Here is a 14840-nt window from a genome sequence, read left to right as displayed (position 1 = left end):
GGCATGATGTGCAAGGATGTCGCGCCGGACATCGTTCGTTGAACGCAAAACCAAGGATTTTTCATGACTGCCATCCCCACCCCAGCGCCCGTGGTTCCCGGACGGCTGGAACAAATGTCGACCCGCATTGCCTTTTTCATCGCCGGCTTCGGTATCGCGGCTTGGGCGCCGCTGGTGCCCTACGCCAAGGCACGGGCAAACCTCAATGAAGGCACGCTGGGCCTGTTGCTGTTGTGCCTGGGCGTCGGATCGATCATCGCCATGCCGATGGCTGGCGCCCTGGCTTCACGCTTCGGCTGCCGCCGGGTGCTGACCGCCGGCACAATCATGATCTGCCTGGCACTGCCGATGCTCGCCACGGTCAGTTCAATCCCCTTGCTGATCGCCGGGCTGTTCCTGTTCGGTGGGGGCCTGGGCACTGTGGATTCGACGGTCAACCTGCAGGCGGTCATCGTTGAACGTGCCAGCGGCAAAACCATGATGTCGGGCTTCCACGGGTTGTTCAGCCTTGGCGGCATCGTCGGCGCAGCAGGGGTTGCCGGGCTGCTGGGGCTGGGCTTGTCGCCGTTGCAGGCGACCCTGGTGGTGATCGTCATCATGGCGCTTGCATTGTTCAAGGCCGGGCCTCATCTACTGCCCTACGGCAGCGAAAGCTCAGGCCCGGCGTTTGCCGTGCCGCACGGTGTGGTGTTGTTTATCGGCTGCCTGTGTTTCATCGTGTTCCTGGCCGAAGGCGCCGTGCTGGATTGGAGCGCGGTGTTTCTCAATGCAGAACGCGGTCTGGATGAAGCTTACGCAGGCTTGGGGTACGCGGCGTTTGCCTTGACCATGACCGCAGGGCGCCTGACCGGTGATTCGATTGTCCGCCGCCTGGGCGCCACCCGCGTGATCGTCATTGGCGGCGCGCTGGCGACTGCCGGCATGTTGCTCGCGACATTATTGCCGGCCTGGGAAACGGCGCTGTTGGGGTATGCCTTGGTGGGCGCCGGCTGCTCGAATATCGTACCGGTGCTGTACACCGCCGTCGGTAAACAAACGGTCATGCCGGAACATATCGCCGTGCCGGCCATCACCACGCTGGGGTATGCCGGTATTCTCGCCGGGCCTGCAGTTATCGGGTTTATCGCCCACGGCAGTAGCCTGAGCACGGCCTTTGTGCTGATTGCGCTGCTGCTGGCCGGGGTGGCCATCAGCGGTAAAATTCTCAAGGTGTAACAAGCTCACCGCACAAGGCCATGGGCTATCTGGCTTTGTGCGCTTCGTATTGTTCCAGCCAGCGTTCCAGGCTTTTGTTACAAAGCCAACCCTCATGCCTGGGACGCCCCAGCAAACGCATGTTGTTGGCACGCTCCAGCGAACGCAGCAGGCCTGGGCGCTCAATGATATTTTTGGCGGTGTAGACGCAGTGTTCACTGTACTTTTTCCTCGGTAGCCCAGTAGCGGGCTCCAACAGGGGCCGGCCCTGCGAATCGAGGTCGTCAGGATCACTCATCACGATTTTGAGCTGGGTTATTTCCACGTATTCAAGCGCTTCAAAAAATACCGTGCGGTCTTTGGGTATGTCCCGCAACTGTTTGAAATAGCCTTGCAAAGCCATTACGACCTCGGCGTTGCCCTGATCATGAAAAGGGTCCTGGCTGAAGGCGCCAGGGGAGCTGTTACCCAGCAACGCTGCGGCGGCTGCGCTCAGGCTGTCGCGGGTGATGTATCCCGCGCCGTCGATGATCGCGTCGTTCAGCAGCGGGCGGTTGAGAATTTCCCTGACCAGCAGGATCATACGGTCGCGCACCTTACTCTCCACTCAAGGTTTGAGCTGCGATCTGGCGCAACGACGCCTGCGTCAAGCGGCCTTCTTTTAAAAAACCGTGCAGCTCGCCAAAGTGTTTCTCCAGCTCGCCCGCCAATTGGCTATCTGTGGAACTCGGACCTGGCGGTGTGGTGTTGGCGCGAGCCGTGGGTGCATTTTGCAGCGCCTGCTGGCGCAGCGAAGACAAGCCTCCACGCCACAACATGGGTCGCTGCGACGGCAACTCCCGCGTTGCGAATGACTCATCGCCGGGCGAATGAAAAACGCGGGACGATGAAACCCGACCTACCTCTGGCCCGCCCAGGCCGATTGGCTGCGCGCGCAGTATTGCACCCTCAATCTTCATGCTTCATCTCTCGCCTTTTGCAGATCCATGCTTGCCTGAAAGTCAGTACCAGAGTGGCCCGAATCATCGATTCGCCCTCTGGGCAGCAAGCAACCGATATGTGGTTAGCGCCACGCGATAGTTCCGGCCGGCAGGAGCATCCCAATAACAGCATGTAACACTGGATCACCCAGGTGTTTGCCCACGCCACCGGGAGCAGAGGCCATTGATCAGCGCAGCCCAGCGAAAAATGGGGCGCCTCAAGCAGTGAGCGTTAGCGTTGTCGGCAGGCCCTGACGCATGCAGCCCGCGGGCAAAATCATCTGCGACGGGCGCCTGGAATTTTTTTTGACCCACAAATGCTTTCATTCGCAGCGTTTCGGTGGCGTATACCGTCGACAAGGCTGCGCAGGTGTCTTCCTTACTTGACGATGTCGAGCAAGCAACTTCATGCCAGCCATCAAAGGTGCACCGGCCATCGGTCTGGCCGGATTGAAACGAAGGTGAAGTCATGTCTGGCCCCTGGTTCAGCGTCTGAAAACGACCAGTACGATCAACGTCGCTGGTTACAACCTGTGTGGCAAACGCGCGGAAACAGTTCCTGCCCGGGCCCGGGCAGCTTGGTGAGCACCTTGAAAAACAAGTCAAAAAAAATCGCAGCCCTTGAGCTGCGATTTTTCTTACAAACGGTCGGTCAGAAGCCGACGCTCGCCTGCACGAAGAACGTACGCGGCTGACCGAGGTACAACCCGGCGTTGTTGTCACTGGATCGCGTGTAGTGCTGTTGGTCAAAGACGTTCTTCACGCCCACACCCAGTTTCAGGTTCGACAGTTGCGCGCCGAAGTCATACCCGCTGCGCACGTTGACCGAGACATAGCCGGGGATATCGCCGTACTGCCCATCGGCGGTGCCCTGGGTGATGTAGGTGGTGCCAGTACCCGGCGCACGTTGACCGGATTGGGCATAGACGTCCAGGTTATGGGTCCAGTGATTGATGTCGTAGCGCAGGCCCGCCGTCAGCACTTCACGGGAGTAGAGCGGCAGGTCGCGGCCCTTGAACGGCACATCACCCTCGGCAGTCGCCTTGGTGTAGGTGAAGCCCGCGTTGGCAGTCAGGCCGTCGAGGCGTGGGTCCAGGTTCGACAGGTCGTAGTGGGCCGAGGTTTCGATACCCTGGTGCCTGGTGGCGCCGAGGTTGGTCCAACCCACGTCGTTGCTCACATATTGCAGCTCATCCGAGAAGTCGATGTAGAACAGCGTCACTTCGCCGCCCCAGACACTGTCGTTGTAGCGTGTGCCGATCTCGTAGGTCTTGGCTTTTTCCGGGTTCAGGCCGTCGGCCGCCTGGTTGACGCGACCGCCCTGCCCGATCTGCGCGTACTGCAGGCTGCCGAATGAGGTTTCGTAGTTGGCGAAGACTTTCCAGGCATCGGAAATGTGGTACATCACGCTCAACGCCGGCAACGGCTCGTTACTATTGATTTTGCGATTCTTTTCCACGGTGCGCACACCGTTCAAGGCAACCACCGGGCGGTCATGCCAGTTGGTTTCAATGTGTTCAAAGCGAATGCCCGGCGTGACGGTCCACTTGCCGATATCGATTTTGCTGTCGATGTAGAACGCGTTGGCGACGGTGCCACCAGTGCGATCCTGGTAAACATGCCCGTCATTTTGCCCGCCCGGCGTCGGGACGTTGTTGACCAGATTGAGGCTGCTGGCCTGTTCATGCATGCCTTCTTTGAGGTAGCGATAACCGACGCTGACTTCCTGGGTGCTCGGGCCCACGTCGAACACATGGGAGATCCGCGGCTCGATGCCGAAGGTGTAGTAGCTGCGCGGGTAGGAACTGATGGTCTTGAGGTCGCGGTTGGCAATGTTGCTGCCACGGAAGCTGTCGATGTAATAGGTCAGCACTTCGGCCTGGGTACGGTCGTCGATCTGGCGGAGGTACTTGAAGGACACATCCTTGCGACGGCCGCTGAAATTGTCCCAATCGCGCACCGACTGATACGGGTTGGCGTCAAATTGCTTCTGGGTCAGGCCGCCGGGCATATCGGCGTTGGCATTGTAATAGTGAAGGTTAAGCGAGAAATCGTCTTGATCGGTCGGCGCCCAGTGGGTCTTGAGGATCACGTCGTCGATGTCGTTGGAGTTGTTGCTGTTGCGGTAGCCGTTGCCATTTACCCCGGTATACAGCAACGCCACGCCCATGCCGTTATCGGCAGTACCGCCGACAAAAGCATTGTCGACGTGTTTCCAGCCGCCGTGGGCAGAGGTTTCCAGGGTGGTGCCGACTTCGCCCGAGGCTTGCTCAGGAATCGCGCGGGTCACGAAGTTGATCACGCCGCCGACGTTCTGCGGCCCATAACGGACAGAACCTGCGCCGCGCACCACGTCGATACTGTCCAGGTTACCGGCAGAAATCGGCGCCATCGACAGTTGCGGCTGACCATACGGAGCGAACGCCGCCGGCACACCGTCGATCAATACGGTGGAGCGCGGCGACAGGCGCGAGGTCAGGCCACGCACGCCGACGTTGAGGGAAATATCGCTGCCACCCGTGCCGTTAGCCTCTTGCACCTGCACGCCAGGGACGCGGCGCAGCACGTCACTGACATTCATCGCCCCCTGCTCCACCATGGCTTCACGGCGGATCACAGTACGTGCGCCCGGATGGTTCTGCACCACTTCGGCATTGGCATCGCCCAGCCAGTCGCCGACCACTTTGATGTCAGTGACGCCCAACTCCACCGGCGAGCCGGCTTCCCCCGTGCCGCTGCGCAGTGGGCGAAGGGTCACGGAACCGGCATCGATCTGGTAATCCAGGCCGCTGCCCTGGAGCAATTGGCGCAGAGCCTGCTCGGGAGACAGGTTGCCGTCCACTGCAGGCGCATGCTTGCCCGCGACCATGTCAGGGCTGAAGAACACTTGCAGGGAAGTCTGCTGGCCCAGTTGACTCAGAGCAGCGCCCAGCGGCTGCGAGCGAATATGGATGCCGTCGGCCGCAGAGGCCGCAGGCAGGGCGGAACTGACCGCAAGCGCCAGCGCCAGGGGCGCCCAACGGGAGACTTTATTGTTGTTCACGACAAGTTTTTTCACGTCGAACCTAGTCCTGTGATCGCAAGAGTGTGCGGCTGTTAATGCAAACCAGTTGCAGTTGCAGAAGAAGACGAAGAACTCGAAAAAAACCTGAATATCAGCGTGAAATAATTTCCTGACTGCCGTCCGGCAAGGCTCGTACGGCCACTGGCAGGATATGTGGCAGCGCTTTGAGCAAGGCGTCGGTGTCGCTGGATTTGAACACGCTGGTCAGCCGCAGGTTGCTCACCGCCGCCGTGTTGACCCGCAACGGCTGCTCGCGATAGCGCGATACTTCCCGCGCGACTTCGCCGAGGGTGGCGTTGTTGAACACCAACTTGCCCGTGCGCCAGGCTGTCAGCTCATCAGCATTCACGGCATACGCCGTAACGACTTGCCCGGTAGAATCGACATGCGTGCCCAGCCCTGCCGTGAGCATCACGATCTGATCCGACGCACGCCCCTGCACCTTGACCGTGCCGGCCTCGACCACCACGCGGGTCTGGTCGTCATCACGGCGAACATCAAAACGCGTGCCGGTGACCGTGACCTGCCCTGCTCCGGCGGCCACCACAAATGGGCGGCGGGTGTCGTGCTCGACGCTGAACATGGCTTCGCCCAGTTTGATTTCTACGCCGCGCCGCCCCTTTTCATAGTGCACCGCCACCACGCTGCGGCTATTCAGGTCCATCACCGAACCGTCGGGCAATGCCACTTGGCGATGCTCGCCCAAGCGCGTGCTGAACTCGGCACTGTAGGGTTTGGGATGATCAAGCCCGATGAACAGGCCAAGCCCCAAGGCGATGGCCACCACACTGGCAGCCACGGCGTAACGCACAATAGCGCGACGTTTGGGGCGTTCGACCGGGGCCTCGCACAGCGCTTGCAAGCGCGCCGTGGGCACAAGGTCGGCGGCGCTCCACAGGCCTTGCAGCACTTCAAATTCGTATTGATGCTCAGGCTGCTCGGCACACCACGCATCAAAACTCTGTTGTTCTTCGGGGCTCAACTCGGCGTCTTGCAGGCGTACAAACCATTGCGCGGCTTCGTCGCGAGCACGGCTATCCATCGTGGAAGATCCTGTTTCAAAACGGGCAGAGTTCATGGGGCCATCGCGTCCAGGCGGTCGCGCAGATGCCGCAAGGTGCGGATCATATACTTTTCCACCATGTTTTTAGACAGGCCCAGGCGTACGGCGATTTCTTGCTGGGTGAGGCCCTCGATTTTCTGCCAGATAAATATCTTGCGACAGTTAAGCGGCAACTCGGCCAAGGCCCGCTCGATGGAGTCCGCCAATTGGATCGCGTGCATGACATGCTCCGGGTCACCGTTGTGGGGCGAACGCTGATCAAAGGCGTCCAATGCCAGCGCCTCACGCCGGTCTTCGCGACGGTAAGCGTCCACCGCAATGTTGCGCGCCGTTTGATGCAGATAGGCGCGCGGTTGCTCAACGTCGCTCGAACGCGACTCAAGCACGCGCACGAAGGTGTCGTGAGCCAGGTCTTCAGCCTGCTGACGGTTTCTCAGGCGGCGTGTCCAAGTACCGATCAACTCTTCGTAATGCTCGAAAAAGCCTGTTCTGCGGGGCGGCTGAGGAATCATCGCGTGAGCACTGGGAGGCGGGGCGTGAATAGTAATGCTTCCTATTAAGCGGAGCAATTGCTTCCCATCGCTCGCCTTACTGCGTTGCAACTAAAGATGACCGGCCACCTGTTTGAGTCGGCTCAGCTTCTCTCGACTGCCACACACACTCATCTGGCACCATTTGCGTTGTTTACTTTTGGAGAGGTCGAGAAATATCCAATCGCAATCGGTACAACTGCAGCTCCTCAACGCGTGAAGCTGGCTCGATACCAGCAGTTGCGTCGCGTCTGTGGCCAGGCGCGCTATCAGCATCGACGTCAACTCTTGCGCAGAGCTGCAGGTGCGCCAACCCCATGCGGGCATCCCGTCAATGGAGCGCAATACTCGCCACACCGCGCCTTGTTGGTAGTGCAGATTGATCTGCTGTAATGCCTCATCGGTGACGTTCTGGCGTAATGACAGGTTGTGGAAGACGCCGTACAGACGCTCTCTGAATGCAATAACAGCGTCCAGGTCTGGCTGGAAGGATATAGGCGAGTCAAACACCATAGGCGAATATGCATCGTACTCTTGCTCAGAGAGCAAAGAGGAGTGTAATGCCCACTCAATGAAGAACTTAAAACTGGTGAGCCGCTCTTCCGTCACCTTAAGTGTGGAATACGGCCTGCGCCCATTAGTGGTATTGATAAAATCCAATACCCGGGCGCCGCCGATCAGCCGGATTGATTTTGCAGTGCCCGTGAAATGTGTCATTCCAACTCCCGAAAAACCTGCACGCTCTGCCTTGGCAGAGAATACCTCGTTTCTTGGAGTCGAAGTCGCCACCCCGTAGCTGGAAGACCAATGGCTAAGCAGGGGCCTGCGCACGCGCCATCCAATCAAGAATGATCCCGACCGATTGTTCAACCGAAAACACGTGGGTCTGAAGATGCACTTCAGGAAACAGCGGAGTGTCGTAGTTCGAATCAATACCCGTAAAGTTCTTGAGCAGCCCGGATCGCGCCTTTTTATACAAACCTTTAGGGTCCCGCTGTTCGACAGTTGCCAGTGGGGCATCCACGTGGACTTCTACAAAATGGTCGTTGCCAATAATCGAGCGCGCGTAATGCCGACTGGCCGATGACGGCGAGATCAGCGCAACAATGACGATAAGTCCCGCCTCCACCATCAAACCCGCCACCTCAGCGACCCGCCGAATGTTTTCATCCCGATCACTGTCGGTAAACCCCAAGTCACGACAAAGCCCACTGCGTACCGAATCGCCGTCAATGATGCAGGTAAACCGGCCTTGGGCCCTTAAGGCAATATCCAGCGCATCGGCAATGGTCGATTTCCCGGAGGCAGAAAGGCCAGTCATCCAAATGACCCTAGGTATTTGCGTCATAAGTGACTGTTCGGCACGCGCGTGGCTGAACGCAAACTCATGCAAATTCTGTTGTGGGCCCTGTGCAAAATAGCTCATGACCGTTCTCCCTCCGTCAGCGAAACAGGCTGTTTGCCCAACATGAACACCATCACGCATTGCAATAACAGAAGCAGCGAAACCACCCAATAGACTGTCGCGAACGACCCTGTCAGGTCTTTGGACAGCCCGCCCAGAAAGTTACCGCACACGCCACCCAGGCCAATCAGCACATTGGCAATGCCAAATGCCTGCGTCAGCCGGTTGACCGGAACGATTTGTCCGATATAGCTGGGGACCAGCCCGAAGATAGGGTAGAACGCCAGCGCAAACAAAAAAGCCGCCAAATAGAACAACGCGATAGCGTTAAAACTGAACACCAGCATGGCTGCCAGAGCCGCGCTCAGAAAGCACAGGGCCAAGGCCGCCCTGGCACCCACTTTGTCTGCTACCCATCCCACCAAAAAGCCCGACGCCATCCCTACAGCGCCGATCGTCGTCCAGATAAACCCTGCGTCCTGTACCGAAACGCCTAACTCATCGCGCAGGTAAGGTGCCAGGTAAGTCTGAAACGGCAGCAGTGCCATCCCATTGAGAAAGGCGATGCCCCAGATCAGGTACAGCGAACGGCTCAGCCATGGCGTGTGGCCATCGAGCGACCGCGAGCGCTCACCTGAAAAACCAGCCGCCTGCTCCGCCCCCATGTTACGCAACAGAAACCAGGCCACGAAACAGAGGCCCAATGACACAAGGCCGGCGGTCAACCAGATCGAGCGCCAGCCACCCTGCAAGGTGAGAAACGACACCAGTAACCCGTTGATGAACACGCCATAGCTGGTGCCACTGGAGATCAGCCCCATGACCCGGGAGCGATTACCTGGACTGAAACCCTTGGTGACGATTTCTGCCAGAGGGATGTAAACCGAAGCGGAGCACCCTCCCAGCAAAATCAACAACCCACCCGACAACCAAATGCTGTCGCTGACGCTCAAGCCCAGCAGGGCCAGAGACGTCACCACGGTGGATACCAGGCTGATTTTCCAACCTTCGAAAAAACGGCTGATGTAACTGGTGACCGAAGAAAACAGCAGAAAGCCGATCTGTGCGCCGCCGGTGATCAAGCCCACAGTGGTGTAGTCAAAGCCGATATCTCGGCGCATATCAACGACCAGGTTGGCGAACAAGTAAACGCCGAATCCATAGGTACTGGCCACAAACCCTGTCAGTACGACTGCCAGCACCACGCTGTCCAGCGCGCGAGAATTATTCTGTACGAGTGTGCTCATCATGACGCCCTCACACGGCGCGGGCGGTGTGGATGACAAAATCACAATTCATCCTGTCGAAGTCACGCTGAAAATCACCGTAATCTTCATGGGCAGAGAAGCCGCTAGCCTGAATCTCGTCGGCCAGTTCTTTGGGTAATAACGGATACACTTTCAGGCTGTAGCGTTGTTTATCTTCAAAGTCGTAAATGAACTCGCACACCTGTGCATCGACCCTTCCCAGGCTGACCGACGCACTGGCCCCGCAGTAATAATAATTGCCGCTGGATTTGAAGTTGCCCGCGCGGATAGCAAAAAAATTACGCTGATCAACAATCAACACACCGCCTGGCTTGAGCAAGGCCCTGAACTTGCGCAGCACGCTCATGCGGTCGTGCGCCTCAAACACATGGCACAGTGAACTGCCCAGGCACACTACGGCATCGAACGTGCCCAGCACGTCCGGGTCGAGGTCAAGCCACTCCATATGGTGGGATTCAATAGCCAATTCACGTTCAAGGAAGTTCTGCCGGGCTTTTTTCAACATCGTGCCGCTACCGTCCGTAGCGACCACCTTGAAACCTGCCTGTGTGAGTTGTACGGCATGAAAACCACTGCCCGTGGATACATCCAGCACCGATCTCACACCGTGACTTTTCAGCAACTGCTCAAAGAACCCCTTCTCGCCGGCCTTTCTTTTTTCCCAATCAATCAACGCGTCCCAGCGCTCGACAAAGTCCGACGAATATTGAGTTGAGTAATTGGCTACTTCCTCGTGTTCATACCCCAGGATTTGACTCATGGCACACCGCTCCTAGCCGATTGAATTCTTGAAAGACAGGTACTTTCCCGCCAACTCCCGAGCACAGTCCGCGGACTGCCGAACCGACATGATGTCCTTGGAGTACCCCAGCATCGTCTGCATGATTGCCATGCACCTGGGGTTGAAGGTGACCGAGCCGTCACAATGGATTTCGTCGATACCGTCGTGGCTTTGGCAAATGCTGTTAAGGCGCACCGCGTCGTCGTAGGGGCATTTGTCGGAGAACTGCACATTGATGCGTCCGTCCTGAAGCCAGACCGGATAGCCGCCCGGAAGCCCCAACGGACCGGGCGCGTGCACCAGTACCGGCGTCGGTGAGAACAGCCCTTCGATCACGGTGACCGCAGAACACGCGGTTAGAAACTGCCCATCAACCCCGCCCAAGCGACGAAACTCGGATTTCACCGTAGAAAAAATCACCTCATCGGACAGACGAGCGACTTCGCGCCGGCCGCGAACCTCATACAACAAGCGATAGCTGGCACGCGGGGGCCGTCCGCCCCGTGGCACGTAGTGGCTGAAATAATGCTGGGCATACAGCATCACCTCCACGTCAGCGGGAGAACACCTCAGCAACCGCGCGATGGAGAAACGCACGGCCGGAATCAGGTTGGCGACATTACCCACCCCGATGTCTGGGGCCAGACCGACCCTGGCCAGAATCGGATTGACGGCGTCAGGAAAGGCCGCATTGACGGTCAGGGTCGTGATACCGGAAGCCTTCACTGCCTGCATCAAGTCATGCATCAGTGTCAGGTGCATGGGTAACCAGGGACCGAACTGTGCCTGGTCAAGTTGTTCGAACGAGTGTTTGGGCAACCCGGTGATCACTCTCCATGACTGCAACGAGGCGCAGTTCACGATGATGTCCGGCGCATGTTCCCGAAGCACTTGGGTAACGCTGCCGATATCCGTCAAGTCCGCGATCATTGGCGAGATAGCAACATACTGCTCCAGTTGTGCGCACGACAGCGTCACCAGGTTACACATCCGGATGGTCATTTCTTCGTTGCGCCCCAGCACGACAAACTCGAACCTGTTCCTGGGCGCCAGAATCTTGAGAATGTGCAGGCACAAATTACCTGCGCCCACCAACAGCAACTTTTTCTTCGGTATGGGCTGGCTCACCGTGGGTAGGCTCCGTTATCAACCGGGATAACCTTGCCGGTCATATGACGAAAACCTTCACCGACCAACAGCAAAATGACCTCAGCAACACCACAGGGCAGGATGGGGTCTTTAAGAATTTCCTGGCGCGCGTATTCAGCCCGCCGATATTCAGGAATAGTGTCGTAGATGGCCGTGTCGTGAATCAGTGCCGGAGACACCGCGTTTACCCGTACAAAAGGGGCGAAGTTCCAGGCATTGGCCTTGGTCAAACCGATCACTGCAGCCTTCGTGGCGCCGTACAGGGCATCACAACTGCCCACTTCCCCTGCCACTGAGGTGATATTGACGATGCTGCGCGGTGCTTCGTGCTTCATTTCGCGTTCGGCGAAATCTTTGGAAAGGTAAACCAAGGCTTTAAGGTTAACGTTAAGCATTTCATCCACTTCGTTATCGGAATAGGCATAAATGCTTTTGCCGTGATACAGCCCTGCATTATTAATTAACCCATAGATAGTGGCATGACGCTCATACAGGCTTGGAATAAAGCCCTTGATCACAGCGTCACTGGAAAGATCGGCAACCTGTGTCTCTAATACACTCGCACTGTAAGTCTGTTGCAAGGTGTTGAGCGCATCCACGTCCTTATCGACGGCAATCACAAAGTAACCATCAACAATCGCCTGTTCCAGTGTCGCCCTACCAATTCCATTAGCGGCACCGGTAATAATCAATTTTTTCATGCCCTGTTTCCTATTGACAGAATTCGTTCATGCGCGCGTAAAAAACCCGGTGATAGTCATACATCGCTTTTAACGCTGGCGTATTATCGAGAACCTCTTTATCGGGCTGAGTCTTACTCGACGAAATAATGCACTCACTGTTTTCTGCGGCGACGTGCCAACTTCGCCAGGTTTTCCATTGCGGAGGGCACTCGCGTTTCCACACCATGGCTTGCGGCAGAAATTCAATATTCAAATAGTCACACAGTTTGCCAATCACGCGCTCCGGCGCTGCCGCCAGGTCATCAGCATTAATCACATAGGGCACTTTGCCGGTGAGTTTGGTGACCACACAAAAGATCTCATACAAGGCTTTATGCCCGATGGCTTGCAACGGCATGTTGGGGTGTATTCGATAATGCGAAAGAATGCTGCTGGCGGGCTCCCGAATAAGAAAGATATTGTCTTGTTGCGCCAGAAAGTCCACGTCTACTTTTAAGTCATCGAGGCAGTGATAACACATGTCTTTGTGAAATACGCTGGCCGTCTCCCTGGCCTTGACCAGTCGTTCTTTTATGCCCTGATACGTGGTTGGAAAACTATGATCCCATTCATCCGAAGGAATGGCAGAGTCTGCAGAAAATGCCATATGAGCAAACGGCTCGTGGAAGACTTCAAAGTCTTTGCGCTCGATAAACACGCGCTCCAACACCGTTGAACGAGAACGGGGGTGCGCCCATAACCCGACCATCTTGTTCATACGAGCACCCCGTATTCGGCCGCCATGATCGCACTGAGCGAGCGGCTGAAAGCGTGCACAGGGGGGCAGAGTCGAGTGCAAAAATCGGCCAAGCGTCGGTGCGCACTGTTGGCCTCATTGCACGTGTTGATAAAAGCCTCATGATTGCAAAAGTCATAAGGCTCAATGCCGTCCAGGCAGTAGGCTTCGCAGAAGTACGGAATACGAAACAACTTCGCGAGCGTCGAAGCCGGGGGCTTCAAGGGTTCCCCTGCAGGAAATACAGGTTTACCGCGACTTTCGCGCTCAATCAAAAACTCAACCACCTCCGGCGTCAGTGTGTAGCACGTCGCCGACAAGCCGGTCTTCTCCAAGTGCCAGCAATGCTTGTTTCCACGCTCGTCGACATCGACTTTTATACTGGAAAGCAGGGTTTTGACAGGAACGGAAGACGCCGATACCAGCGCCTGTATCTGCTCATAAACCAGCAACTCGGCCCAGCGCAGATCCTCTGGACTCAGCGTCAGGCCACGCTCCGCCGCTTGTAACGCAAGCTCGGGTTGACAGGCGAAGCGGCCGATCATGAACGTGATCACGTACTTGCAATGGCTTGTGTCAACACCCTTGCTGCGTGCAGTCACCCTTCCACGCTCTATTGCCTGGATGCCTGCCTTGAATTGCGAAACAGTGAAGCAGAACGTGATGTTGAGAGAACTTCCTTGCGCCACTAAGTGCTCGACAGTCGTAAGGCCTTCCTGGCTTGCGGGGACCTTCACCATCACATTCGCAGACAACTGACGCAGCGCCACTCCCCTGGCAGTCATGCGTTCAGCGCAGCGCACATCGACCGGATCAACTTGAGCGCTAATCCAGCCTTCACACTGCCCGGATTGAACCCAGCGTTGCTTCAGGTCCGCAGCCCCCTGCACGATCACTTCGTCGTACAGTTTCCTGCGCAACTCTTGGGGCGCCAGTTTGGCAAGATTAAACCGCGACAACCAATACTCGCGTTTTTCAAGAATCACCGCAGTGACCAGTCGAGGGTTTGTCGTCACATTGCTGAACCCACCGGGTTGCGAAAATGTGTCTGGCATTAACTGCTCTATGCAGCCGGACGCTGCCGGGTATTTTTCAAGCAAGTGTTTCTTATAAGGCACATAGACGGCAGGCGACGAATCCCACCAGACCTCCGAACGTTGATCATTACCCTTTAGCCGCTCTGTATAACCTGAAGTCTTCACAACGCCTCCTCCCTGAGTAGTCATATCACGCTAGCGCCTTGCGTAATTCACGCATATTGGAAAAAGGCAACGCCCCGGCATCAGCCAAAATTAAATGTCGGCCCACGGGCCCAAAACCCAACACGCTTATATTCGCCGCAACCGCCGCGCGAATGCCGGCAACACTGTCTTCAATAACCAATGCATCACGGGGGTCGACGTTATAAGCAGCGCACGCCGTTAAAAATACTAAAGGGTCTGGTTTCCAACGCCCTAACTCATAACAACTGAATATGTGCCCGTCGAAATAAGACAACAGTCCCGTGAGACGTAAACAGTGTTCTATTTTATTACGGGGTGCACTGGAGGCTACGCAAAAAGGTAGCGTCAGGCCCTCCAGTACTTCTCTTATTCCATCGGTAGGTTTTAACTGCGCCGTCAAATCGATTCGTGCACGCTGACGGAAAGCTTCTTCAAACTGACTGTCCAGGCAAATACTCAATACCCGTTCAGCTTCACGTAAGCAGTCGGCAATCTTGCGCCCACGAAAGCGCTCAATAAATTCTACTAAGTCAAGGCCCGTAGCCTCTGGTGCGTCACGACGTGCTTGTTCATTCAGCAGGGAGATCAATACAGACAGGGTGATTTCTTCGCTGTGTACAAGTACACCGTCGCAGTCGAAGATCACTAACTTAGGCACGCCCACGCGGACAGGCGCAGCCTCCTGAACTGGTAGTTCCCCTATAAAGGCCAATGGGTACATGGGC

General features: G+C 56.8%; 15 protein-coding genes. 1 reads left to right on the top strand and 14 read right to left on the bottom strand.

The genetic code is table 11. From position 1 onward, the window contains the following. Positions 1 to 63 precede the first annotated feature (63 nt). Complete coding sequence (locus tag HBO41_RS16915) at positions 64 to 1215, top strand: MFS transporter (RefSeq protein ID WP_017135306.1); 1152 nt, start codon at positions 64 to 66, stop codon at positions 1213 to 1215. Between the two features lie 25 nt (positions 1216 to 1240). Here the strand turns inward: HBO41_RS16915 and HBO41_RS16910 are convergent, their stop codons facing one another. From HBO41_RS16910 to HBO41_RS16845, 14 genes are all read right to left on the bottom strand, one after another. Next, a complete protein-coding gene (locus HBO41_RS16910; RefSeq protein WP_178110951.1) occupies positions 1241 to 1777 on the bottom strand; it encodes a type III secretion effector protein in 537 nt (178 codons plus the stop codon). A 13-nt stretch (positions 1778 to 1790) separates the two neighbouring features. Continuing rightward, positions 1791 to 2012, bottom strand: coding sequence for a hypothetical protein (locus HBO41_RS16905; protein ID WP_099550076.1), 222 nt, complete (start codon positions 2010 to 2012; stop codon positions 1791 to 1793). A gap of 814 nt (positions 2013 to 2826) precedes the next feature. Further along, a complete protein-coding gene (locus HBO41_RS16900) occupies positions 2827 to 5232 on the bottom strand; it encodes a TonB-dependent receptor (RefSeq protein WP_169987034.1) in 2406 nt (801 codons plus the stop codon). A 97-nt stretch (positions 5233 to 5329) separates the two neighbouring features. Beyond that, positions 5330 to 6280 (bottom strand): FecR family protein, encoded by a 951-nt coding sequence (locus tag HBO41_RS16895; RefSeq protein WP_169987032.1) that lies wholly within the window; start codon positions 6278 to 6280, stop codon positions 5330 to 5332. Positions 6281 to 6312: 32 nt separating this feature from the next. Next, the gene (locus HBO41_RS16890) at positions 6313 to 6813 is read right to left on the bottom strand and encodes a sigma-70 family RNA polymerase sigma factor (RefSeq protein WP_017135310.1); all 501 of its coding nucleotides are present in this window, start codon (positions 6811 to 6813) and stop codon (positions 6313 to 6315) included. Positions 6814 to 6903: 90 nt separating this feature from the next. Further along, positions 6904 to 7548 (bottom strand): ABATE domain-containing protein, encoded by a 645-nt coding sequence (locus tag HBO41_RS16885; protein ID WP_169987030.1) that lies wholly within the window; start codon positions 7546 to 7548, stop codon positions 6904 to 6906. Between the two features lie 94 nt (positions 7549 to 7642). Continuing rightward, positions 7643 to 8257 carry an adenylyl-sulfate kinase gene (gene cysC / locus HBO41_RS16880; protein WP_099550080.1) on the bottom strand — a complete coding sequence of 205 codons (615 nt, stop codon included), beginning with the start codon at positions 8255 to 8257 and terminating at the stop codon, positions 7643 to 7645. Further along, the gene (locus HBO41_RS16875) at positions 8254 to 9483 is read right to left on the bottom strand and encodes a nitrate/nitrite transporter (protein ID WP_169987028.1); all 1230 of its coding nucleotides are present in this window, start codon (positions 9481 to 9483) and stop codon (positions 8254 to 8256) included. The genes cysC and HBO41_RS16875 overlap by 4 nt, the downstream gene beginning before the upstream one ends. A gap of 10 nt (positions 9484 to 9493) precedes the next feature. Then, positions 9494 to 10264 carry a bifunctional 2-polyprenyl-6-hydroxyphenol methylase/3-demethylubiquinol 3-O-methyltransferase UbiG gene (locus HBO41_RS16870; RefSeq protein WP_138454194.1) on the bottom strand — a complete coding sequence of 257 codons (771 nt, stop codon included), beginning with the start codon at positions 10262 to 10264 and terminating at the stop codon, positions 9494 to 9496. Between the two features lie 12 nt (positions 10265 to 10276). Continuing rightward, positions 10277 to 11413 (bottom strand): hypothetical protein, encoded by a 1137-nt coding sequence (locus HBO41_RS16865; protein ID WP_169987026.1) that lies wholly within the window; start codon positions 11411 to 11413, stop codon positions 10277 to 10279. Beyond that, positions 11410 to 12135, bottom strand: coding sequence for an SDR family oxidoreductase (locus HBO41_RS16860; RefSeq protein WP_169987024.1), 726 nt, complete (start codon positions 12133 to 12135; stop codon positions 11410 to 11412). The genes HBO41_RS16865 and HBO41_RS16860 overlap by 4 nt, the downstream gene beginning before the upstream one ends. A 10-nt stretch (positions 12136 to 12145) precedes the next feature. Beyond that, the gene (locus HBO41_RS16855; protein ID WP_017135317.1) at positions 12146 to 12874 is read right to left on the bottom strand and encodes a sulfotransferase family protein; all 729 of its coding nucleotides are present in this window, start codon (positions 12872 to 12874) and stop codon (positions 12146 to 12148) included. Continuing rightward, on the bottom strand, positions 12871 to 14094 hold the full coding sequence (locus tag HBO41_RS16850; RefSeq protein WP_169987022.1) for a transaldolase family protein: 1224 nt from the start codon (positions 14092 to 14094) through the stop codon (positions 12871 to 12873). The genes HBO41_RS16855 and HBO41_RS16850 overlap by 4 nt, the downstream gene beginning before the upstream one ends. 25 nt (positions 14095 to 14119) lie before the next feature. Continuing rightward, positions 14120 to 14836 (bottom strand): HAD family phosphatase, encoded by a 717-nt coding sequence (locus HBO41_RS16845; protein ID WP_169987020.1) that lies wholly within the window; start codon positions 14834 to 14836, stop codon positions 14120 to 14122. Positions 14837 to 14840: the final 4 nt, after the last annotated feature.

It is taken from the genome of Pseudomonas sp. WS 5146 (assembly GCF_012985495.1).
Classification (GTDB): domain Bacteria; phylum Pseudomonadota; class Gammaproteobacteria; order Pseudomonadales; family Pseudomonadaceae; genus Aquipseudomonas; species Aquipseudomonas edaphica.
Note: the sequence above shows the minus strand (reverse complement) of the source record. Positions and strands in the feature narration are given on the sequence as shown.